This window comes from Sulfolobus sp. A20 (genome assembly GCF_001719125.1).
Classification (GTDB): Archaea; Thermoproteota; Thermoprotei_A; order Sulfolobales; family Sulfolobaceae; genus Saccharolobus.
On record NZ_CP017006.1, the window covers coordinates 834,323 to 856,655 of the forward strand.

Genomic DNA, 22,333 nt, shown 5'->3' on the forward strand with positions numbered 1-22,333 from the left:
TAATTTTGGAAACTGAGGCAATAATAGGTTTAGAGGTTCACGTTCATATTACCTCACTTAAAACCAAATTATTTTGCTCATGTCCCTTAGACTACACAGATAGGGATCCGAATACCGTTACTTGCCCAGTTTGTCTAGGATTACCCGGAGCTATACCTGTAGTCAATGAAGAGGCATTAAGGTATGGAATTATGACCGCCTTAGCACTAAACTGTGAAATTGCTGATAAGCTAGTATTCAGCAGAAAGCATTATTTCTATCCAGATATGGCAAAAAACTACCAAATTTCTCAGTATGATGGACCAGGTAGTATGGCAATAGCTAAGAACGGATTTTTAAAGTTAGGACCAAATAAAACTATTAGAATAAGGAGAATAAACATAGAAGAGGACCCAGCAAAGATCGTTTATCCTACTGGCTCAATATTAACTAGTAGCTACTCTCTTCTAGATTATAATAGATCTGGCACACCATTACTAGAAATAGTTACAGAACCGGACTTAAGATCTAGTAAAGAAGCAAGAATGTTTTTGGAGAAATTAAGATCCGTACTTGAACACTTAGGAGTTACTGATGGTAATATAGAAGGTTCAATTAAAGCTGATGTTAACGTTTCCATTAAAGGTGGAGAGAGAGTGGAAGTGAAAAACGTTGGATCACCTAAAGATGTTGAAGACGCTATAGATTATGAGATTGCTAGACAAAGAGCATTATTAATACAAGGTAATGTTGTAAAGAGGGAGACAAGACACTGGGATTCGGATAGAAAGGTAACCGTCGCGTTAAGAACTAAAGAGACGGAAGAAGATTATAGATATTTTCCTGACCCAGATCTGCCTCCCTATTTGATCTCTAGAGAATTAATTCAAAAAATTAAGTCTGAGATGCCTGAATTACCAGATGATAGAGCAAAAAGATTGATAAATAATTACAAGATTACTGAATATCAAGCACAAGTATTAGTCGGTGAAAAAGCCCTAGCAGACCTCTTTGAGAATATAGCTACAAAATATAAGAATTATCCAAAAATTGCTAACCTTTTAATAAATGATTACATGAGATGGCTCAACCAAAATAATATGCGCCCATCACAAAGTAAGGCTAAAGCTGAACACATTGTTAAATTATTCGAGTATATAGATTCTGGAACAATAACACTAAAGATAGCTAAGGAGTTTTTACCAGAGATGGTATTATATGGCAAAGATCCAGAACAATTAATTAAAGAGAGAGGAATGACATCAATAAAGGATGAGGAGTACCTATCAAAAGTCATAGAAGAGGTGCTAGTTGAAGAAAAGGAGGCTGCAGAGAAAGCCAAGAGAGATCCTAAGGTAGTTAACTATTTGGTAGGAAGTGTAATGAAGAGAACTAATAAGAGAGCTGATCCTAGCTTAACACTTGAGCTAATTAAGAGAAAATTAGGGATAAAATGAGAAAGGGGCCAGGAGATTATGATAGGAAAATTACAGCAAATGAAAGAAAAAGAATTAAGACTTAGATTATTTAGCGTCGATGTACTGAAGGAATTGAAGAACGTCTATACATATAAGGAACTATCTACCTTATTCAGCATTCAAGAAAGCCTAATATGCAGATATGTTAATGGTAGGACAATACCTAGCGAGAGACAAGCATTGGATATAGTCAACAAAGTAAAAAGTAAGGAATTTTTGTACAATTTTTTTATTGATAAAATTAAGATTTATGAAGATGATTATCTAGATGTTTCCCAACTTCTATTCTACCCTAATTTATTAAGACTTCTATTAGAAATATATTTAATGAGGAGTAGTATTATTCATAACGTTACTAAGGTTGTCGGTATTGCGTCTAATGGAATACCCTTTGCTACGCTGGTTTCATCAATTGTTGAAAAACCACTGGTCATCTCTAAAAAATATAAAGATTCTGTATCAATCCCTTATGTTGATGAAAGCATAAAGGAAGGTAATGGAATAGTTTCGAGCATCTATATAAGAGAGGATTATATTAGCAAGAAGGATAAAATACTAATAGTAGATGATGTAATCAGAAGTGGAAAAACACTACAAGCATTATACAATCTTGCGAAAAAGGTTAATGCTAAAGTTAGTGGAGCATTAATTATCGCTACGAATACAGACGAGTGGAAAAGAAAATTCTCAGATAGCGATAATAATATCACTGTTATTTTTAGAATATGAGCATAGCTAAAGTATATAAAAATGTATATTTAATCGGGGGTAAACTTATCGATAAAAACGATACTAATGCTTATTTAATTTATAATGAAAAAGAAGATTATTATACACTTATAGATACGACTACTGGAAGTAATATAGAATATATAATAGAGACGCTACTTGAGATCATGAAAGGAGAGAAAAAGTTAAAATTCATAATACTTACAAGTTGTAAGAAAGAGAATGCTGGGGGACTTAATACCCTATATAACTTATTTTATCCTATTACAATAGCCCATTTTCCAGATTCGTTAATGATAAGGCAGGGAGAATGCGAAAGGGAAAAAATTGTAAGTTCGCCTATATCGTTAGAGATAAAAGAGAGATATTTTGAGCTAAATGATATCAGAATATTTCTGACCAGAACACTTACAAAAGGCAGTATAATAGTCCTTTATCAAAACATTCTATTCACAGGAAGTAATACAAGATTATCTACATATGATCCAAACATAAAGTATATTTGTGATATTAACGAATGTAGGAAATGAGGTATAAAAATATGGTATTTGAGCTTGAATGTAATTCTTGTGGATTTTTTAGAGAAACTAAATATTGTCAGATACTGAAAATGGACGTATGTTACGAATGTTGTACATTATGTAAAAAAAGGAATGAGTGTAACTTAAGGGTATGGTTTAAAAACATTATCCCTTATGATAAAAAAGGAGCTAAAAAAACGGTAACTGGTAGTACATTAGATAGTTTTTTAAAATAAATTATTTTATGTCACAAAACTCCTATATGTATTTGCATATATTTCAGACTGCTCTAATGTAGAAGCTACTCTTTTGTACTTTATCGCATCTCCTAACGAGTTCTCTCCATGCTCTTTAGTCCATTTTTCTAACGGTATTTGATACTCTTTTAAAACTTTGTCTCTATATAGGTCATTTAACACATTATAGGTACAGAATGGTATCACTCTACCATCTGGTACGACATAGTGAATATCACATCTCATCACTCTTTGTACGTCATAATTGTATAAATCCATGAAGTGCATCGTTCCTAGGAATAGAGTTCTGTAGTGCCATTCACCTAAAGCCTCGTAATTATGATGAACTATTATATTATATAGCATTTTATAAACATCGAAATCTTTTGGTCCGTTTTCCTTATCTATAAACTTTCTTATACTATATAATAACTTACTCGCAACCCATATCTTATTTGCGCCTTCTCTTAGCTCTTCTTCCTTCTCCTTAAGATATTCTAATAATCCCTCTAGATCGATAAATTTAGATATAGGTATAAAGTGAGGTTCGTGATCTTTCCATTCTACATAGACATAAGTTCCTGCTCCACAAACAGGATGATTAGCCATCTCGAATTGATCCTTTCCAGTTAATGCTTCAACTAGCCTTGAAAATACTACAGAAGTGCCTATCGGATACCAACTATCTCTAGTTATTTCCCCATTAGTTTGTTCTTCTATATTCTTAATAACTTCTGGGATTGTTATCCTAAACTTCGCTCTCATATTTCTCTTCATCATACCAGTTAAACTGACCGGTTGGAAGTTTACTGATCTTACTACATCCATATTTCTAGCTGCAAATTTCACAATATTACCTAAATCACTGTCATTTACAGTCTTAATTACCGTAGGAACTAGAACTACACTAGTCAATCCAGCCCTCCTGAATACTTCTAACGTATATGGTATTTCCCAATGATTCTTTGGATTAGTTTTTCTAGTAGTTCCGTCAAAGCTCATATATACAGTGTTAACACCAGCTTCTCTTAGCGCTCTAGCATACCTTATAGCCTTATCGGGGTCCTCTAAGTAGAGTTTTGCAAAAGTACCTCCCCAAGTATTAAGCTGTACGTGTTTTACCCCATTCTCTCTTAATAGTTTAATGATTTCTATAATATCGTCTCTTAATGTTGGCTCTCCACCAGTTACTTGTATAACTAATGTAATGTCTTGCTTTTTGAGTTGATCTACCATGAATTTTATTTGTTCTAAAGTTGGCTCGTACACATAACCTGCTTTTTCAGCATAGAAGAAACAATACCAGCAGGATAAATCACATCTATTGGTTATTACTAGATTCACTAGCGCGGAGTGCTGATGATGCATTGGACACAATCCGCAGTTATATGGACATGGTGATTTCAAATCAACATATGGTACTTTAGGACCTTTTCCTTCATATTCCCAATAATCAAACTTGTAGTATAAGCTTGAATCCCCATAATATAAATCCTCAAACTCACCATGATCTGGGCAAATTTTCCTTATAAATAGTTTACCTTCTTTTTCAAATATTGTTGCCGGTAAAAGTCTATAACATGCTGGGCATAAAGAATGAGTAACTCTAACTAGTTTTTCATTTTCAGCTAATTGTGGTAATGGACCTCCTATCTTTATCTCTTTTTCACCAAACTTTACTGCTCCTTCATCAAACCTAGATGGAGCTGGTAAAAGTCTCGAGCGTGATTCTGTCTGTACTGCTTGTGTCATTGAATGAATGATAACTAAAGTTAATATATAAACATATTCTCTTCCACTAACATACATTCAGTTAATACCAACCTAGAAAATTATCCCAACCAGTAATTTTTAAATTACTATCTCTATAAATTAATTTATCTCCAATAATTATCCTACCCATAATCGTAGGATTGTATCCTAGTAGTTTTAAATCATTTAGAATAAGTTCTAAAGGAGAGTATTTATCCAAAATCAAAATAGGTATAAATTCCTCTCCGGAATACTTAATTATATCGCTCTCACTGATGTTATGGTTTCTTAAGACATTCATTACACTATCATCTATTGGAATGTCATTAATTTTTATGCCAAAATTAAAGTTTTCCACAATATTATATAATGATATAATTAATCCATCACTTATATCCGTAGAATACTTTATATAGTTACAATATTTCTTAAAAAAGTAAAGTAACGCCTTATTAACTATAGGATGTTTTACTTTAATTATAGATTTAGGTAAAATAGGGATCTTAAAATTATTTAAATATGAAAGAAATATATTAGTAGTGTACCCAATATAATCAGATAGTAAAACGTAATCTCCTTCACCGATCTCGTTCTTAATATTACACATAACTTTTCCTTCTACAAAAACATCAATCCAACCATCACACGTAGAATCATTAAGATCCCCCCCTACATACCTTCCTTCATAATAATGTATAGCGTCCGAAATACCTCTAATAATGTCCTCAGCTTGATTTATTTCATAGTTTTTATCTAATCCTATCGATACTAAATAGTTTGTGGGCTTAACAGCTTTACTAATCATGTCGCTCGTAGCAGCTATAATTGACTTCCAACCTAAGTCATAGCTAGACATAAAGTTAAACGCATAAGAAATCCTAAAGCCATCTAACTTGTATCCTACGTCTCCATCTATATAAACGTCATCTAACTTATTTAAATCAGTGTAATTTATTAGGTATTTTCTGATAAACGTGTGCTCACCTAAATCCTTGAGCTTCATAATAAAATGGAACATAGGTCCAAAATTTAAAAGCCGCCGGCGGGATTTGAACCCGCGACCGCCGGCTATCCCTAACTGGGTACGAGGCCGGCGCTCTACCAGCTGAGCTACGGCGGCATATATTTTTAAGAGAATAACTGCATTAATATTTAACTTTCTTCAGATATAAGAGTTTTACACCTAGCTATGATCTGTTAAATGCTTAAATTTTCCTAGTAGTGGTCTTTTAAGGTTTTATTGATTTGTAATTTTAGGACAATATTGAAAGGTTTATGTATATTTCTATAAAAATAATTTACAAAATAATAAGACAGTTTTTAGTTATCGTTTTACTTCCTTTAGATGATAAGATTTATTAAGAAATCGTTTATATGAAAACACTAAAATAATTACTATCCAAAATATATTATTAGTAAAGATAATCATTTAAAGCTTAATTTACAAATTAATTCAATACCTATTTACTTTCAAATGTAGAAATTACGCCTTTAGCATAATTTATTGCCCTGTCTATTAATTTATCATAACTACCAAGATATTTATAAACATCAAGAATGTTCTTTAATTCATCATTAGAGAAGTAACTACTAATTATCTGATCCTCTAAACAAACTTCTAATAAAGATTTTCCAGTTTGTTTTACCTTTTCCGTTAATTTACTTACATATCTATGTGCTTCATGTCTATTCATACCCTTAAGCGTTAGATTAATCATTAAACTTTCTGCCATAATTTGTCCATTAGTTATACCTAAATTTCTTCTAATATTTTCTATATTTATTTTTAATGAATTTAGAAGACTTAACATACTATCTAAGATCTCATCAACTATTAGGAACTGATGAGAAATGATAATTCTTTCAGATGAACTGTTTGTTAGATCTCTTTCGTGCCATAGTGGTATATTTTCAAGTTCGGCCATCACGAAAGATCTAGCTACCTTAGCCAATCCACTTATCTTTTCTGATGTAACAGGATTTTCCTTCTGTGGCATAGTGCTACTTCCTACTCTTCCTTCTACGCCTTCTGCTAACTCATTTATTTCTGGTCTCATTAATTCTCTAACCTCTAGAGCAAATCTATCAGATTGAGAGGCTAGTATGGCTAAGACGCTTATTAACTCGGCAAATCCATCTCTAGGAGCTATTTGAGTGGAAATTTCATGGGGAGATAGTTTCAGATATTCCATAACATACTTCTCTACTTCCAACCCCTTTTCTCCCCATGCTGCCATAGTCCCTACTGCGCCGGACATTTTACCTTTTATAACTCTTTTTCTAACTTCAATTAGTCTCTCTAAGGATCTAGAGAATTCGTAAACATAGTTCCCGAATTTAAACCCTAATGTTATAGGAACAGCATGTTGTCCATGAGTTCTGCCTACCATTACTGTATCCTTATACTTCTTCGATAGTTCGATAAGTATTTCTATGATCTTTATCAGTTTTTTCTGTAAAATTTCTATTGCATCTCTGAATATTAATGCGTATGCTGTGTCAACTATATCATAGCTTGTTGCTCCAAAATGTACAAATCTACCAGCATCACTACTTCTTTCAGCTAGTAATGTTACCATAGCCATTACATCGTGTCCTATTTTATTCTCTAGGTCATCTACTTCTTCTGGTTTTATGGTATACGAAACCTCTTCCACCTTTTTTATATCATCTTCCTTAGCTAATCCAATTTTGTTTAAAGCTTTCAACAAGGCTATTTCTACTAAGACCCTCTTTCTCAATACTCCTTCTTTTGAAAATAAGCTTCTCATCTCTTTGCTTCCATATCTCCAGTCAAGTGGACATACAATGTCTTCCATCTTGATATTAGAACAAAGTTTTAATGCTTATTAATCTATGGTAATATTTTCAAATAATGATCATACAGACAATTGGTAGCCACTCGTCTTTACAAATACTTCACGGAGCGAAAAAAGAAGGATTTAAGACAGCTGTTGTTACAGACTATGTAAGGAAGAAATTTTATGAAAATTTTTACTTCATTGATAGTATATTAGGTTATGAAAATCTTGATAAAGCTATAACACAAATCAATAGTCTAGGTAGGGACAGTATATTAGTCCCTCACGGTAGCTTGGTAGAATATTTAGGTAAGGAAAGGGTAAGTAAGATAGATGTGAAAATTTTTGGAAACAAAAATATATTTGATTGGGAAGCTAATCAAAAAAAGAAGATGAAATTATTAGAAAAATCAAATATAAAAATTCCTCAAATTTTCGATAATCCAGAGGAGGTTGATAGGTTAGTTATTGTAAAACTCAATGGTGCTAAAGGTGGTAAAGGTTACTTCTTAGCTAAAAATAAGAATGAAGTTAAAGATGGGATAAGAAAACTAAAGGAAAAGAAGATGATTAACGATGAAGAGAAAGATTTAATAATTCAAGAATATGTAGTAGGAGTTCCTATGTATTTTCAATTCTTCTATAGTCCAATTTTAAATAGAACTGAGGTATTTGGAATAGACATAAGGTATGAGACCAATATCGATGGATTAAGAAGATTACCGCATTACTACTTAGGCGATAATCTTGAGCCTACTTTTGTGGTAGTAGGTAATATTCCAGCTGTGGCTAGAGAAAGCTTGCTACCTGTCGCCTTAGACTATGCCAATAATTTCGTTAACACTACTAAGGAGTTAGTTCCCCCGGGCATGATAGGACCATTTTGCCTAGAATCAATAGTAACTGACAGTATGGATATAGTAGTTTTCGAGTTCTCTGGCAGAATAGTAGCTGGGACTAACTTATATGTGCATGGAAGTCCATACAGTTGGCTCTACTGGGATGAACCTATGAGCATGGGAAGAAGGATAGCTAGAGAGGTAAAACTAGCAATAGATAAGGATAAATTAGAGTTGGTGACAACATAAATGAAAATAGCAGCCTTAGCTAGTCATTCTGCCTTGGATGTTTTTGACGGAGCTAAAGATGAAGGTTTTGAAACTATAGCATTATGCAAAAAGGGGAGAGAAAGGCCTTATGTAGAATTTAAGGCAATAGTTGATAGGTATATTCTTTTGAATGATTTTAAGGAAATTACCTCAGATTCTGTTCAAGATGAGTTAACCAAAAATAATGTGATCTTAGTTCCAAACCGAAGTTTAGCGGTATATTTAGGGTATGATTCTCTGGAGAATATGAGAGTAAGATTTTTCGGAAATAGGCTAATGCTTAGATGGGAGGAGAGAACGGGAGAGAAGAATTACTATAAGTTGTTGGAAGCTGCGAAAATACCTTTCCCCAAATTGCTCAAGCCAAATGAAATTGATAGACCAGTAATAGTTAAATTACCTGAAGCTAAACGTAAAGTTGAAAGAGGGTTCTTCTTTGCTGTAAGTAAAGATGATTTTGATAATAAAATTAATAATCTTATTAAAAACGGAATTATTGATGATGAAGCATTAAAGAGTATGGTAGTTGAAGAGTTCATATTTGGAGCACACTTTAACTTAAATTATTTCTATAGCCCAATTTTTAACAGATTAGAGTTAATTAGCATAGATAGGAGAATACAAAGTGATTGGGATGGATTATATAGATTACCTGCTGATATACAGCTTAAGTTAAATAAGATACCCAGGCTTATAGAAGTCGGACATGAACCGGTAACTATTAGGGAGAGCTTATTGGAAAAAGTTTTTGAAATAGGTTATAATTTCGTAGAAGCTAGTGCAAAGCTTCAACCTCCAGGGATAATAGGACCATTTACCTTACAAGTAATGGTTACACCAGATTTAGATTTAGTAGTATACGATGTAGCTCCAAGAATAGGGGGCGGGACTAACGTATACATGGGTATAGGAAGTCAATACTCTAAGTTCTATTTTGGAAAACCTATAAGTTTAGGAAGAAGAATAGCAATAGAAATTAAATACGCTATCATAAATAATGAATTAGCCAGAGTAACGAGTTAATTATTATCATTATTTTTTAATAACAATAAAGCTTATAAGAAGGATGTAAAAGGGACAATTAGTAATGATAAATTATAGGTCATAATCTTTATATATGCCGGAATAGAGGTAGACAAAACGGTGTTTAATGCTAACTCTGATAGTAGGAGGATTTTTTGGAGACGAAGGTAAAGGAAAAATAGCTGGATACTTAGGTCTTAAAGATAAGCCAAAACTAAGTATAAGGACTGGATCAATAAATGCTGGACATACTGTCAATTATCAGAACAAAAATTGGAAATTAAGAATTATTCCATCTGCGTTTATAAATGATACAACAGAACTAGGTCTAGCACCTGGAGCTTTAACCTCATTAGAGGTACTTTTAAATGAAATACAACAGACCAACACATATAACCGATTATATATAGATCCTCATGTAGGAATTATAACTGAGGATGAGATACGAGAGGAGAGAAATGATGAATATCTAATGAAAGTAATAGGAAGTACTGGACAAGGTGTAGGGTACGGGGAAAGTAAGAGAATTCTTAGAAAATTAAAATTAGCTAGAGATTACACTCAACTTGAGAAATTCTTATGTAACGTTCCAGATAGAACTATTGAATACTTACAAAGAGGAGAAAAAATTTTAGTAGAAGGCACACAGGGACATTACTTAAGTTTATATCATGGAGAGTATCCTTATGTTACTAGCAGAAACACTACTGCATCAGGCATATTAAGTGAAGTGGGTATTGGACCTAAATATGTAGACGAAATAATAATAGTTTTTAAAAGTTATGTGACAAGAGTTGGCGGAGGACCATTAGAAGGTGAAATTAGTCAAGAAGAAGCTAAGCGAATGGGTCTAGTAGAGTATGGAACTGTAACAGGAAGGATGAGAAGAGTAGCTAAATTCAATATAAAAATGGCTAAAGAGGCAATCAAAATAAATTCTGCTACACAAATAGCTATAACTAAACTTGACGCGCTATATCCTGAAGCTCATAGAGTTAAAGAATATGAGAAATTGCCACTTGAAGCTAGAAGATGGCTAGATGAGATTCAAGAACAACTAAAAATTCCAATTACGCTTATCGGCACTGGAGAGGACGTAATGGATACGATAGATTTAAGAGGTGAGACTATATGAGTACGTATGACGTAGTAATTATTGGAGGTGGCCCTGCTGGATTATTTGCTGCTTATGAGCTTGCTAACCTTGCTGGAGATAAGGTTTCAAACTATAAAATATTATTGTTAGACAAGGGGGTAAGGGCTACTAAAAGATATTGTCCATTACTATCGCCCAAGGAAAAATGCACATTCTGTAACCCATGCCATATTATGTATGGTTTCGGTGGTGCAGGGACTTATAGTAGTGGTATAATTAACTTAAGGCCAGATATAGGCGGAGAGTTGCATGAATTAATAAGAAGTTGGGATAGAGCTCAACAATTGATAGATTATGTAGATCAGATATTTTTAAAATTTGGTGCACCTAAAGATAGAATTTTTGAACCAAATATGGAAAAAGTAAGAGAGATTCAGAGAAGGTCAGCCAAGGTAGGAGCTGAATTTGTGCCTATTAGACAGAGGCACATGGGGACGGATAAAACGCCGATGATAATAGAAAATATAACCAATTATGTAGAGAAAAAGGGAGTAAAAATAGGAGAGCTTACTGAGGTCATCGAGATAGATAAAATTGGAAATCAGTTTATTCTTAAAACTAATAAACAGGAAGAGATAACTAGTAAAATAGTATTGTTAGCCCCTGGTAGAGCTGGTGCAAGATGGTTTTATGAGCAGGCAAAGAAGCTAGGAGTAGATACCGTACCCGGACCATTGGATATAGGAGTAAGAGTAGAAGTTGAAGCATTTGTATTTGACGAACTAACCGAGGCTGTTTGGGATCCTAAGGTTATACTTTACTCCAAGAAGTATGATGATAAAGTTAGAACATTCTGCGTAAATCCTAGAGGGTATATAATGAAGGAGGTTTATGATGATGGAACTATAGGAGTCAATGGTGAGACCTACGTCGATAAAAAGAGTAGTAATACGAATTTTGCATTCCTAACTACAATTAAGTTATCAGATCCATTAGAAGATACTATAGAATACGGGAAGAGTATAGCTAGGTTAATGACGAGGTTAGGCGGAGGAAGGCCTATATTGCAAAGATTATCAGATTTCGAGAAAGGAAGAAGAAGTACTTGGGATAGAATAAATAGGTCTACAGTAAAACCAACTTTAAGGGACGTTACACCGGGTGATATAAGTATGGGATTGCCATACAGAGTTGTAGATAATTTGATAGATGGCTTAGAGAGATTAGATAATATAGCCCCGGGTATTTACTCCTCAAATACTCTTCTGTATGCTCCTGAAATAAAGTACTATAGTGTAAAAGCTGTTGTCGACAGTAACATGGAAACTGTCGTAGATAACTTATTCGTAGCTGGTGATGGTGCAGGGTTATCAAGGGGAATTAATGTGGCAGCAGCTACTGGAATATTAGCAGCTAGAGGGGTATCAATAAAACTAGGATTAGATTAATATATTTTAGTTACCCTAAATATATTGATTAAAATGAATCTCAGCCATACTGATAAACTAATTTTAATGGAACTTCAATATAATTTTCCGTTTGACTCTCAGCCATTTAAGACTATAGCTGATAAATTTTCGATCAGCGAAGAGGAGCTACTGGAAAGAGTCAAGATTATGGTTGAAAATGGAATAATAAAAAGGGTAGGAATGTATGTTAGTTTTAGAGCTAAGGGGATGGATGGAGCATTAATTGGAGCTAATGTACCGTTAGAAAACGTAGAGAAGTTTAGAAAAATTGCGTTAAGTATTAGGGAACTTACGCATAACTTTGTGAGAAATCATCCTAGGTATAATATATGGTTTGTGTTAAAGGCTGAAAATAGATCTACACTTAACGAGAAAATTAAAGATTTATTAAGTAAAGTTAATTCTGATGATTATGTAATATTATATTCTAAAAAAACATTAAAATTAAGTGTAAAATACGATATAATAAGAGGTGTTTCTTGGAGTGAGAATAGCATGAGAACTTTAATTGAAAACGTGCCAACAGCTGATGAACTAGGAGTAAATAAGGAGCTATTGAAGGATCTTTCATATCCCCTTAAGCTTACTAACAGACCTTTCAAAGAAATAGGAGAAAAATATAACATGGGAGAAGATGAGATAGTTGACTTAATTAAAGAATTATATGAGAAAAATGTAATTAAAGATTATGGAGCTACATTAAATGGGGAAAAGGTAGGAATAATAGAAAACGGTATGGTTTTACTTGATAATGACAATCCAGAAGATGCTTGCAAAAAAGTTGCTTTAAACGTTAGGGAAGCTACACATGTTGTTCTAAGAGAATCAGATAAAGAGAACTGGAGATTTCTGTGTTATAGTATGATACATGCTACTAACAAGAATATTATTAAAAATGTAGCAAAAGAAATAGTTAAGGAAACTAATTCGAAGAGTTATATGATATTGTTTAGCTTAGAGAATTTAAAGCCTGGTATAGTTATTTAGCTTATTGTAAGACCCCTTTATTTTAATTAGTTCAGTTACTTCTTTTAGCTTATTTAAAAACTGACTATCACCAAGCGATCCTTCATACTCTAAGTAGAAGTAATATTGCCATGGGATAGATTTTAGAGGTCTAGAGTATATCATCGTTATATTTATATTATACTCATAAAATACTTGAAGAACCCTATAAAGAGCTCCAGGCTTATGAGAAACTGTAAATAGTATCATGGATTTATTACCACTTATTCTCATCTCCTTCGATATCACTATAAACCTAGTATAGTTATTATCAGAACTTAGTGAATCTGCAAGCACGTTTAAATTGTATAAATTAGCAGCAAAAGGTGAACAAATTGAGGCAGAATTAGAGTCATTAGATGCAAGTAAAGCGGCTTTAGAAGTACTCTCAACTGGTATATAATCTTTAAATCCTAATGCTTCTAACTTATCCTTGACTTCATTAAAGGCATGAGGATGAGAGTATATCTTTTTAATTTTATCTAAATTTTCCGCTTTAGAGGCTAACACTAATTTTATTTTTTTCTCTAATTCACCTATCACGTAGATATTATCATAATTAAATAAGTTATCTAATGTTTCATTTACTGGACCTTCTAAACTATTTTCTATTGGGACTACGCCTATTTTGTCATTACTTTGGCTAATTTTTTTAAAGATGTATGAAACTGATTGCTCACTTATTAACTCTGCTTTTATTAGATTGGCAACTACACTCGCTGCCTCATGTGAAAAACTGCCTAATGGACCTAAATAATAAATTCCATTTGGATCTACCAATATTATTCTCCTCGACCATTAAATAAATTATTCTACTATTTTTACATCAATACCATCATTTATCAAATCATGTATAAATATACTAAGCGATTCCGATGACTGAAGCTCAAACGTAATATAAATTTTGGTATATCCTGGCATAACGTCGCTACTATGCCTATCATGAACTATATCTATAATATTTCCTCTAATTTTTACCACATGTGATAATACCTTATTCAGATACCCCGGCTTATCTGGTACAATAACTCTTACTTTTACCACCCTTTTTTCTTTATATAAGAATTTTTCAGTGATAGTCGATAGCAATGATAAATCGATATTACCACCGCTTATTAATGAAACCACTTTTTTATCTAATCCATTTATCTTAACCTTACCAGAAATCAATGATGCTAATGAAGCTGCCCCAGCACCTTCTGCTACTGTTTTACTTCTCTCTAATAGAAAAACTATAGCCTCAGCGATTTCTTCGTCATCAACTAAAACTATATCATCAACTAATTCATCAATTATCCCAAATGTAAGCTCTGAAGGAGACTTTACGACTATCCCATCCGCAATAGAATAACTGGGCTCTATCTCAGACAATCTACCAAGCTCCTTAGAAACTTTAGCCGATGGTGATGACGATGATTGAACGCCTATTATTTTAATATTTGGAAATCTCGATTTTAATGCAATGCTTATCCCAGAAATTAAGCCTCCTCCACCTATTGGAATTACTACAATATCAGGATTTAGTTCATATAGTTCTATACCTATTGTACCTTGACCTGCTATAATATCTAAATCATCGTATGGATGTATAAAAACCATCTTAGAACTGCTTATCAATTCTTCTGCTTTCTTCATACATTCATGCAAATATTTACCATAAAGGATAACCTCTGATCCATAGGATTTAGTAGCTCTGTATTTAGATATTGGCGCAGTTTCTGGCATGATGATAACTGACTTTATATCTAAAGTAGATGCAGCATATGCAACCCCTTGAGCATGATTGCCAGCTGAAACCGCTATAACCCCTCTCTTCCTTTCCTCATCTTTTAAAGATAATAACTTATTAAATGCTCCTCTAACCTTAAATGATCCCGTTTTTTGTAAATTTTCCAGCTTAAGATAAACTTTAGCATTAACAATCTTGGAGAAAGTTGTTGAATAATCAAGTGGTGTCTCATGAACATAACCGGATATCTTCTCTTTAGCGCCTTTTATTTTATCAATATATTCTAAACTCTTCATCTGAAAAACCCTGCCCTCATCACGATTCAGTGCTCGAGGACTTCTTCATAATCTCTTTAATACTACTACTTATCTTTTTAAATGTATCATCTAATGATTCTGGGATAACCTTGGTATTAGAAATTATTGGCATAAAATTAGAATCACCATTCCATCTAGGGACTATATGCATATGTAAATGTGACTCTATTCCAGCACCAGCCACTCGACCGATGTTAAAACCTATGTTAAAACCATCCGGATTATAGGCGTTTCTTATGGCTTTAATCACAATATTCGCCAAATCGAACATATCTAAAGCTTCTTCTGAAACCATTAGCTCTATTGTAGAGATATGCCTGTACGGTGCTATCATGACATGTGCAGTGTTATATGGAAAAGCATTTAGCATAACGAATGCATACTTTCCTCTATATACTACATAATTTCTTTCATCTTTATTCTCTTTATTAACCCTACAAAACAAACAATCTTCCTTGCTACCCTTGCTGGCTTCGGATACGTATTTCGACCTCCAAGGTGCCCATAAGACGTCCATATGAATATGTATATATTATTTAAGGATAAAACCTTATCTTCTTACTCTTCAGCATCCCTAATTCCTTCTTCAGTTAATGCAAATACAACTTCTCCTTCTGGTAAATGAGGTGCATCAACTACTCTAGCTATTCTTCTGTTTCCTCTACTCTTCTTTAATTGTACTCTTATACCTGGCACATGATATAACGTATGGCCTCCGACTGCTACAGTAGGATCACCATAGAACATATCTGGCCTAGCCATTACTTGGTTAGTAATAACTACTGCAATATCATATACTTCTGCCAGCCTAACTAGCTGATGAAGATGTTTGTTCATCTTTTGCTGCCTTACTGCTAAGTTTTCTCTACCAGGGTATTCTGCCCTAAAATGAGATGTAACAGAATCAACTATAATAAGCTTTATTGATGGCTCTTTGGTTACAAGCTCTTGTAAATCATCAACTATTGCGATTTGATGATCTGTATTTATTGCCCTTATGTAATATATATTGTTCATAACAGAATCTATATCTAAACCTAAAGCCTTAGCCATATTTTCTATTCTCTCCCATCTAAATGTTCCTTCAGTATCTATATATACTGCCTTACCAGAAAGACCACCTTTCTCTGGTGGAAGTTGCACATTAACACTTAATTGATGACATAACTGAGTTTTTCCAGAGCCAAATTCACCAAAGAACTCCGTCATAGTTCTAGTCTCAATGCCACCACCCAATAGACTATCTAAAGCTTGACTTCCAGTTGTAATCTTCCTTACCGTCATTCTTTCTTTCTTGACCTCTAAGGCTGTTTTAAATCTGATATCTAAAGCATCCCTTGCTTCCTTAATAATCCTCTGAGCAGTGGATAACGGTATGCCAGCAGCAACACTTAGATCTTGAGGTGATGCCACAGCTAAGGCTTCGAGTGAAGAGTATCCTGCCTCCGTAAGCTTATTAATTATAGTTTGGCTTATTCCAGGTAGCTCTTCTATACTTTTTATTGGTTTTTTCTGCTGTACTTCGTTTGCCATTATACCACCTAATAATATTCTTGAGCTAAAACAATAAATCTGTACTCTATTTTTTATATTTATCCACCCTTCCTTAAATACCATCCTATATCTTTTGTTGGTATTACCTCACTCTTTCCATTACTTAGTCTGACTACCTTAGAATATGCTATAAAATTGTCTAAATTATCAGAAATTATAGCATATCTATAGGGAAATCTTCTGTCAATTATCACACTTTTCCCATAAGTTATCTTATATAATATTCGTTCATCATTTATTATTATTTTATTTGAACATATATTAACTAGATATTTCCCAAAAGCTATCGTTGGACTTACCTTAGACTTATCACGATAAATGACTATAGGAACACCTATAGAATATGGGAAGAAACCTAAATTTGATAAATCATTTATGAAATTCGATACTTTTTTAATATCATCTCTAATCATAAATACTTGATTAAACTTTTCCTTTAATACAAAAAAAGTTTTATTAACAACAAAATCATCCAAATGATTCAAACAATTATACTTATCAAATATCTGAAATAATATCTGTCTAATATCCTCGTAATTTAAAATATCGAAACTAGTTTTTACTCTTTTTCCAGCAGACATACAAAAAATCCCTCTGTTCCATGTATATGAGGGAAAAACCTCAGACAATGTTTTAAGCTCTCATTGAACTTAACATTACCATATTCTATGTAGCCGTTAGAAGCTGGAAAGTTAGTAATTTTAACTACCTTTAATCCTAACTGATCAACTGCGAAATTAACTATTAATTCATCTTCTTCAGGGGCCACACTACAAGTAGAGTACACCAGTCTTCCCTTTTCACCAAGTAAATCATAAGCAGTATTAATTAAGCCTAGCTGTAGAAGGGCAAACTCCTTCAGATCATCAACTTTAGTTTTAAACTTCCTGACTGGATCCTTTTGTATTAAACCCTCTCCGCTACAAGGAGCGTCTAATAAAATTTTGCTAAATCTTGTCTTCATTTTTACTAAATTCCTTACATCCGTCCTGACTATTAATACATTTTCTGCCCCAAGTCTATTTATATTGCTTATCAATGATTTTACTCTATCCCTTCTTTTTTCTACAGCAACTATTAACCCCTTATTATTCATTAGTTGTGACAGTTGAGTAGTTTTACCACCTGGTGCGGCTGCCATATCTAAAACAATGTCGCTCTCATTAGGATTTAAAACATATGCCGGAACCATTGATGCTAAACCTTGAATATGATAAAAACCTAATAGATACTCCATAGTAGATCCTAGAGAGGGTTTTAATGGTGCCTTTAGTAACTTATAGCCATGGTTTAACCAAGATATTTTTTCCATTACAAAGCCTTTGTTCTTCATTCTTTCCTCTAAATAATTACAATCCACTCTCAATGTATTGCATCTTATACTTTTAATTAATGGGAAATTGCAATTATACAAATAATCTTCTACTTCTACCTTATCTCTAAACATTTTCAAATATCTTTCGACCATATAAGGGAGAAAATCAAATCTATCGGCTAGTCTCCTAGCCTCCTCAGAAGGATTTATGATAAATACTCTCTCATATTGCTTTAAATATTCCATTTCACGATTCTTCATCAGATAATAATGATCGAGAAGGAAATTAAAATTGCGATTGAATTCCCTCCTCTTAATCAGTTAATGAAGCATCTATCTAAAGATTATAGCTTCTTAGGTATAGAAACACAAGAAGATATCTATTTTAACTTTATATATAGAAACTTTAAAATTACTGATGAAGCAGTCAGACTAAGAAAAATTAATGATAAAATCGAGTTAACTTATAAGGGACCTAAAATATCTTCGAGCATAAAAGCGCGTGAAGAAATAACAGTTAGGTTAGATAGTATTAATAATATAGTAGAATTCTTAAACAAATTGGGCTTATATCCAGTTATGACTGTAAAGAAAATTAGATATAACTATTCGGATGGGTCGTTCATAGTATCTTTAGATTATGTAGAAGAATTAGGCGAATTTGTGGAAATAGAGGCGAAAAACGAGGCTTTAGATGAGAGCAAAATACAGAACTATATATCCGAATTTATCAGAAAATATAACATAAAAGGAAAACCAACTACAAAATCTTACTTAGAATTGTTAATTGATAAGCATGAAAGTAATAAGACCTAGAATAGCAATTTTAACCGATTTCGGAGTAGGAGATAATTATAACGGAGTAATGGAAGGAGTAATAAAAAAGATAAATCCAGAAGTCGAGATCATATATATATCTGGCAACGTAAAAAGTTTCAGCATTTTTTCTGGAGCATATCTTCTATACACTTCTTACAATTATTTTCCGAAAAATACAATATTTTTAGTAGTAGTAGATCCTGGAGTTGGAACTGAAAGAAAACCTATTATTATTAAAACAAAGAACTATATTTTCGTAGGACCCGATAACGGGGTCATGTATCCAGCTGCGATTAATGATGGAATAACTAAAATCATTCATATTACTAACAAGAAACTTTATCTGACTTCTAAAATATCAAATACATTTCACGGCAGAGATATCTTCTCGCCCGTTGCAGCATTCATTTCAACAAACATAAGTATTGAAATATTTGGAAACGAAATTAAATCTGATCAAATACAAAGAATGGATTTTAGCTATCAAATACGAGATAACAAAATTTGCGGAACTATACTGTATATAGATCACTTTGGAAATATTGCAACTAGTATACCCGGTGAGTTACTACTACAACACGCTAATCAAGGCCAGAAAATACTTACTTACGTGAAAGGGAAACAATACACTCCTAAGTTAGTCAAGTCGTTTGGTTATGGAGAAGAAGGAGAATTATTAATTTATTCTAATGGGTACTTCTTCACTGAGATAGGCATTAATAAAGGAAGTGCCATAGATAAAATGCAAGTGAAAGAAGGTGATGAAATCTGCTTAGAGGCCTATACCCAGGTAGATTCCAGCCATTCCATTTAGGACACTTAAGTGTAGTTAAATGGGGATTAGAAAAAGTAGATGAACTAATAATATTAGTGGGTAGCTCACAAGAAAGTCACACATTAGCTAATCCATTTACTGCTGGAGAAAGGATAGAAATGATACGAGATTCTTTAAGAGAATATGGTGTAGACTTGTCTAGAATATTTATAATACCAGTACCTGATATTCTTATGAATAGTGTATGGGCCCATCATGTTAGTGTTTATACTCCTAAGTTTGAGATAGTATTCGCTAGAAATCCATTAGTAGTTAGAATCTTTAAAGAGGCAGGCTATCGAATTGAAATTCCTCCCTCATTTAATAGGGAAAAATATAACTCAACGTACATAAGAAGGCTTATAATACAAAACGTGAATAGTTGGTCTGAATTAGTACCTAAGTCAGTTTATACTTATATACTGAAGATTAAAGGGGACGAAAGATTAAGAGAAATTGTAGGTACAGATAAATAGTTTTTATGGGGGAAAGATATTATTTTTCTCTAAAAATTTTCCAACACTACTAGCTATAATGTGAGAACTCTTCAATACTTCAGGTTTTTTTGAGTATATTTGATATTTCTCTATTATTGATCTGGCTTCATTGAGATTAAGTGAAGTATAAATGAAAACACTGCCTCTTTTTGTAGGTATTTCTTTAAGGTTATTTAAAACACCTAATATGGTATCTATTCTTTCTTTATCATTACCAAAATGCTTAATTAATGCTGTTTCTATTTCCTTAACATTAGGTTTAGATGAATAAAAAACAATAATATTATTAAAATGATTGGGTCTTATGTAATTAAAACCACCAAATATAATACCGTCTAAAATAATAACTTGCCCTTTTCTAAGTCTAGATAAAACAGAAGTCCCATCATCCCCATCAACTGTTATAAAACCTAGATCGAGATCTATTAAGTTACTACCATCATAAGTAACAACTACTAAAGGAGCTTTTCCTCTCTTCCCTTTATACCTCAGAGGAAAATAGCCATCATCTACGCCAGAGATCTGCAAATCTGTTATCACTCTCACTTAATGTCTTAATTACTATACTTTTATCTACAGCTAATTTTATTTCCTTAGTTTTCCCATACCTACCTCTATTAACTACCTTAACGTTAAGAATACCTACCATATCTAACTCATTTAAGATATCGCTTACTCTCCTTTGCGTTATCGCTTCTACACCCAATTCTTTGGACAATTCTAAATAAGTCTCATAAACTGAACCAGTAGTTAACAAAGGCTCAGATTCCTTAAGTGCAACTGAAGCCAAAACTAATTTAGAGTGAAATGGCAATGTCAAAATTATATCATGAACTCTGTCTCTCTCTATTTCAGATTGAGCTAAGTATACATAATCCTCCTTGACTTCATGATCTCTGTTCCTTTCAGCTATTTCACCAGCAACTCTTAAAAGATCCAATGCTCTACGTGCATCTCCGTGATCCCTTGCAGCCAATGCTGCACATAACTTTATTACATTATCCGAAATTGAACCTTCTTTAAAAGCTAGTTTAGCCCTTCTTCGCAATATATCTTCTAATTCCTCTGCGTTATATGGAGGAAAAACTAATTCCTCTTCACCTAGACTACTCTTAACTCTTGGATCTAACGATTCCATAAACTTCACGTCGTTGGTAATACCAATTAAGGAAACCTTTCCCTTTTTAATTTCACTATTTATACGACTTAATCTGTATAATATATCATCATTATACTTCTTCACAAAAGCATCTATCTCATCAAGAACAATAATAATAGGAATGTTCTCCTCACTTAAGATCCTATTTAACCTTCTATATAACTCGGCTATAGAGAGACCGGTAAAAGGGACTCTAACTCCCATAGCTTCTAAGAGATCAGCTAAGATTCTATATGGAGTATCACTCTGCCTGGCATTTATGTATATATATTTAAATCTATCCGGAATTTTTTTATGAAAATTCGACAACACAAATTTAGTTACAGCTGTCTTACCTGTACCAGTCAAACCATATATGAAAATATTATTTGGTTTTTCACCCCTATACACTGGTGCTAAAATTGAAGCAATCTTTCTTACTTGATCCTCCCTATGTGGAAGTTCCTCTGGAATGTAATCTGGCGTAAGGTACTCTCTATTCTTAAAGATGTTAGACACTTTAAGTGTCGAAATGACCTCATCGATTATATCACTCATCAACTTATATCATTCTTATCTAATACCTTTTAAGGAAACTCTCATTTTACTGGGGAGTAAAAAACCCCTCTGTTTCCACTGGAGTCCTCTATGAAAATATCCACCCCATAATTTCAACTGGATACAGTTGGAAAAACTAAGTTCGTCTTACCGAACGAAAAAATGAGTAGTTTGTATAATTTAAGATTTTTTATCATTTGTATGTTTTAAGTTTTTGTCAGCTTCTTCTCCACAAGAAATGGTGGGGTCCAAGTGCTATTAAGGCGATATGAGATTAGGAAAAAGGTACATAGTAACACCGTTTGTTAAACTTTGATTTATTTGTTGATATGGTCTAATGTTTCTACCTCAATAATATCATGACGAAATATAGTAGCGTTATGAAGGCATAATT

22 protein-coding genes and 1 tRNA gene are annotated in these 22,333 nt (G+C 33.1%); 11 read left to right on the forward strand and 12 right to left on the reverse strand.

Annotated features, from left to right (window positions below; all coding sequences use genetic code 11):
• Positions 1–2: 2 nt before the first annotated feature.
• Genes gatB through BFU36_RS04600 form a run of 3 tightly spaced genes read left to right on the forward strand, consistent with a single transcriptional unit; the run spans position 3 to position 2,716 of the window.
• Positions 3–1,436: an Asp-tRNA(Asn)/Glu-tRNA(Gln) amidotransferase subunit GatB gene (gatB, locus tag BFU36_RS04590; protein WP_409349237.1), complete on the forward strand. Its 1,434-nt coding sequence runs from the start codon at positions 3–5 to the stop codon at positions 1,434–1,436.
• An 18-nt stretch (positions 1,437–1,454) separates the two neighbouring features.
• On the forward strand, positions 1,455–2,186 hold the full coding sequence (locus tag BFU36_RS04595; protein ID WP_069282476.1) for a phosphoribosyltransferase family protein: 732 nt from the start codon (positions 1,455–1,457) through the stop codon (positions 2,184–2,186).
• Positions 2,183–2,716 carry an MBL fold metallo-hydrolase gene (locus tag BFU36_RS04600; RefSeq protein WP_069282477.1) on the forward strand — a complete coding sequence of 178 codons (534 nt, stop codon included), beginning with the start codon at positions 2,183–2,185 and terminating at the stop codon, positions 2,714–2,716. Before BFU36_RS04595 ends, BFU36_RS04600 begins: the two co-directional genes overlap by 4 nt.
• Positions 2,717–2,949: 233 nt before the next feature.
• Here the strand turns inward: BFU36_RS04600 and tes are convergent, their stop codons facing one another.
• From tes to purB, 4 genes are all read right to left on the reverse strand, one after another.
• A complete protein-coding gene (gene tes, locus BFU36_RS04610) occupies positions 2,950–4,695 on the reverse strand; it encodes a tetraether lipid synthase Tes (RefSeq protein ID WP_069284591.1) in 1,746 nt (581 codons plus the stop codon).
• A gap of 61 nt (positions 4,696–4,756) precedes the next feature.
• A complete protein-coding gene (locus tag BFU36_RS04615) occupies positions 4,757–5,698 on the reverse strand; it encodes an AIR synthase related protein (RefSeq protein WP_069282478.1) in 942 nt (313 codons plus the stop codon).
• Positions 5,699–5,729: 31 nt separating this feature from the next.
• Positions 5,730–5,815 (reverse strand) — tRNA-Thr (locus BFU36_RS04620).
• Between the two features lie 340 nt (positions 5,816–6,155).
• Positions 6,156–7,514, reverse strand: a complete 1,359-nt coding sequence (gene purB / locus BFU36_RS04625) for an adenylosuccinate lyase (RefSeq protein ID WP_069282479.1) — start codon at positions 7,512–7,514, stop codon at positions 6,156–6,158.
• Between the two features lie 56 nt (positions 7,515–7,570).
• Here purB and BFU36_RS04630 point away from each other — a divergent pair, with 56 nt between their 5' ends.
• The 5 genes from BFU36_RS04630 (at position 7,571) to BFU36_RS04650 (ending at position 13,180) form a co-directional block, all read left to right on the forward strand.
• The gene (locus BFU36_RS04630) at positions 7,571–8,584 is read left to right on the forward strand and encodes a formate--phosphoribosylaminoimidazolecarboxamide ligase (protein ID WP_069282480.1); all 1,014 of its coding nucleotides are present in this window, start codon (positions 7,571–7,573) and stop codon (positions 8,582–8,584) included.
• A complete protein-coding gene (locus BFU36_RS04635; protein ID WP_069282481.1) occupies positions 8,585–9,628 on the forward strand; it encodes a formate--phosphoribosylaminoimidazolecarboxamide ligase family protein in 1,044 nt (347 codons plus the stop codon).
• 127 nt (positions 9,629–9,755) lie between these two features.
• A complete protein-coding gene (locus tag BFU36_RS04640; protein WP_069282482.1) occupies positions 9,756–10,763 on the forward strand; it encodes an adenylosuccinate synthetase in 1,008 nt (335 codons plus the stop codon).
• Positions 10,760–12,172: an NAD(P)/FAD-dependent oxidoreductase gene (locus BFU36_RS04645; protein WP_069282483.1), complete on the forward strand. Its 1,413-nt coding sequence runs from the start codon at positions 10,760–10,762 to the stop codon at positions 12,170–12,172. Before BFU36_RS04640 ends, BFU36_RS04645 begins: the two co-directional genes overlap by 4 nt.
• 33 nt (positions 12,173–12,205) lie before the next feature.
• Complete coding sequence (locus BFU36_RS04650; RefSeq protein WP_069282484.1) at positions 12,206–13,180, forward strand: Lrp/AsnC family transcriptional regulator; 975 nt, start codon at positions 12,206–12,208, stop codon at positions 13,178–13,180.
• On the opposite strand, the gene BFU36_RS04655 is transcribed toward BFU36_RS04650, so the two are convergent.
• From BFU36_RS04655 to BFU36_RS04680, 6 genes are read right to left on the reverse strand one after another with little or no spacing between them, the layout of a single operon-like run.
• Positions 13,157–13,978 (reverse strand): prephenate dehydratase, encoded by an 822-nt coding sequence (locus tag BFU36_RS04655; RefSeq protein WP_069282485.1) that lies wholly within the window; start codon positions 13,976–13,978, stop codon positions 13,157–13,159. The two genes, BFU36_RS04650 and BFU36_RS04655, sit on opposite strands and share 24 nt — an antisense overlap.
• Positions 13,979–14,005: 27 nt before the next feature.
• Positions 14,006–15,223, reverse strand: coding sequence for a threonine ammonia-lyase (ilvA, locus tag BFU36_RS04660; RefSeq protein WP_069282486.1), 1,218 nt, complete (start codon positions 15,221–15,223; stop codon positions 14,006–14,008).
• Between the two features lie 19 nt (positions 15,224–15,242).
• Positions 15,243–15,761, reverse strand: coding sequence for an HIT domain-containing protein (locus BFU36_RS04665; protein WP_069282487.1), 519 nt, complete (start codon positions 15,759–15,761; stop codon positions 15,243–15,245).
• Between the two features lie 41 nt (positions 15,762–15,802).
• The gene (radA, locus tag BFU36_RS04670; RefSeq protein WP_069284592.1) at positions 15,803–16,777 is read right to left on the reverse strand and encodes a DNA repair and recombination protein RadA; all 975 of its coding nucleotides are present in this window, start codon (positions 16,775–16,777) and stop codon (positions 15,803–15,805) included.
• Between the two features lie 59 nt (positions 16,778–16,836).
• Entirely contained in the window at positions 16,837–17,379 is a 543-nt protein-coding gene (locus BFU36_RS04675) for a hypothetical protein (protein WP_069282488.1), read from the reverse strand.
• The gene (locus BFU36_RS04680; protein WP_069282489.1) at positions 17,358–18,374 is read right to left on the reverse strand and encodes an RsmB/NOP family class I SAM-dependent RNA methyltransferase; all 1,017 of its coding nucleotides are present in this window, start codon (positions 18,372–18,374) and stop codon (positions 17,358–17,360) included. The genes BFU36_RS04675 and BFU36_RS04680 overlap by 22 nt, the downstream gene beginning before the upstream one ends.
• A gap of 9 nt (positions 18,375–18,383) precedes the next feature.
• Here BFU36_RS04680 and cyaB point away from each other — a divergent pair, with 9 nt between their 5' ends.
• The 3 genes from cyaB to BFU36_RS04695 are packed head-to-tail and all read left to right on the forward strand — an operon-like array spanning position 18,384 to position 20,222.
• Entirely contained in the window at positions 18,384–18,929 is a 546-nt protein-coding gene (gene cyaB / locus BFU36_RS04685; RefSeq protein WP_069282490.1) for a class IV adenylate cyclase, read from the forward strand.
• On the forward strand, positions 18,910–19,746 hold the full coding sequence (locus tag BFU36_RS04690; protein ID WP_069282491.1) for an S-adenosyl-l-methionine hydroxide adenosyltransferase family protein: 837 nt from the start codon (positions 18,910–18,912) through the stop codon (positions 19,744–19,746). The genes cyaB and BFU36_RS04690 overlap by 20 nt, the downstream gene beginning before the upstream one ends.
• Entirely contained in the window at positions 19,701–20,222 is a 522-nt protein-coding gene (locus BFU36_RS04695) for a nicotinamide-nucleotide adenylyltransferase (protein WP_069282492.1), read from the forward strand. Before BFU36_RS04690 ends, BFU36_RS04695 begins: the two co-directional genes overlap by 46 nt.
• 3 nt (positions 20,223–20,225) lie before the next feature.
• Here the strand turns inward: BFU36_RS04695 and BFU36_RS04700 are convergent, their stop codons facing one another.
• A complete protein-coding gene (locus BFU36_RS04700; protein ID WP_069284593.1) occupies positions 20,226–20,771 on the reverse strand; it encodes a DUF99 family protein in 546 nt (181 codons plus the stop codon).
• Positions 20,749–21,939, reverse strand: coding sequence for a Cdc6/Cdc18 family protein (locus tag BFU36_RS04705; RefSeq protein ID WP_069282493.1), 1,191 nt, complete (start codon positions 21,937–21,939; stop codon positions 20,749–20,751). The genes BFU36_RS04700 and BFU36_RS04705 overlap by 23 nt, the downstream gene beginning before the upstream one ends.
• Positions 21,940–22,333 lie beyond the last annotated feature (394 nt).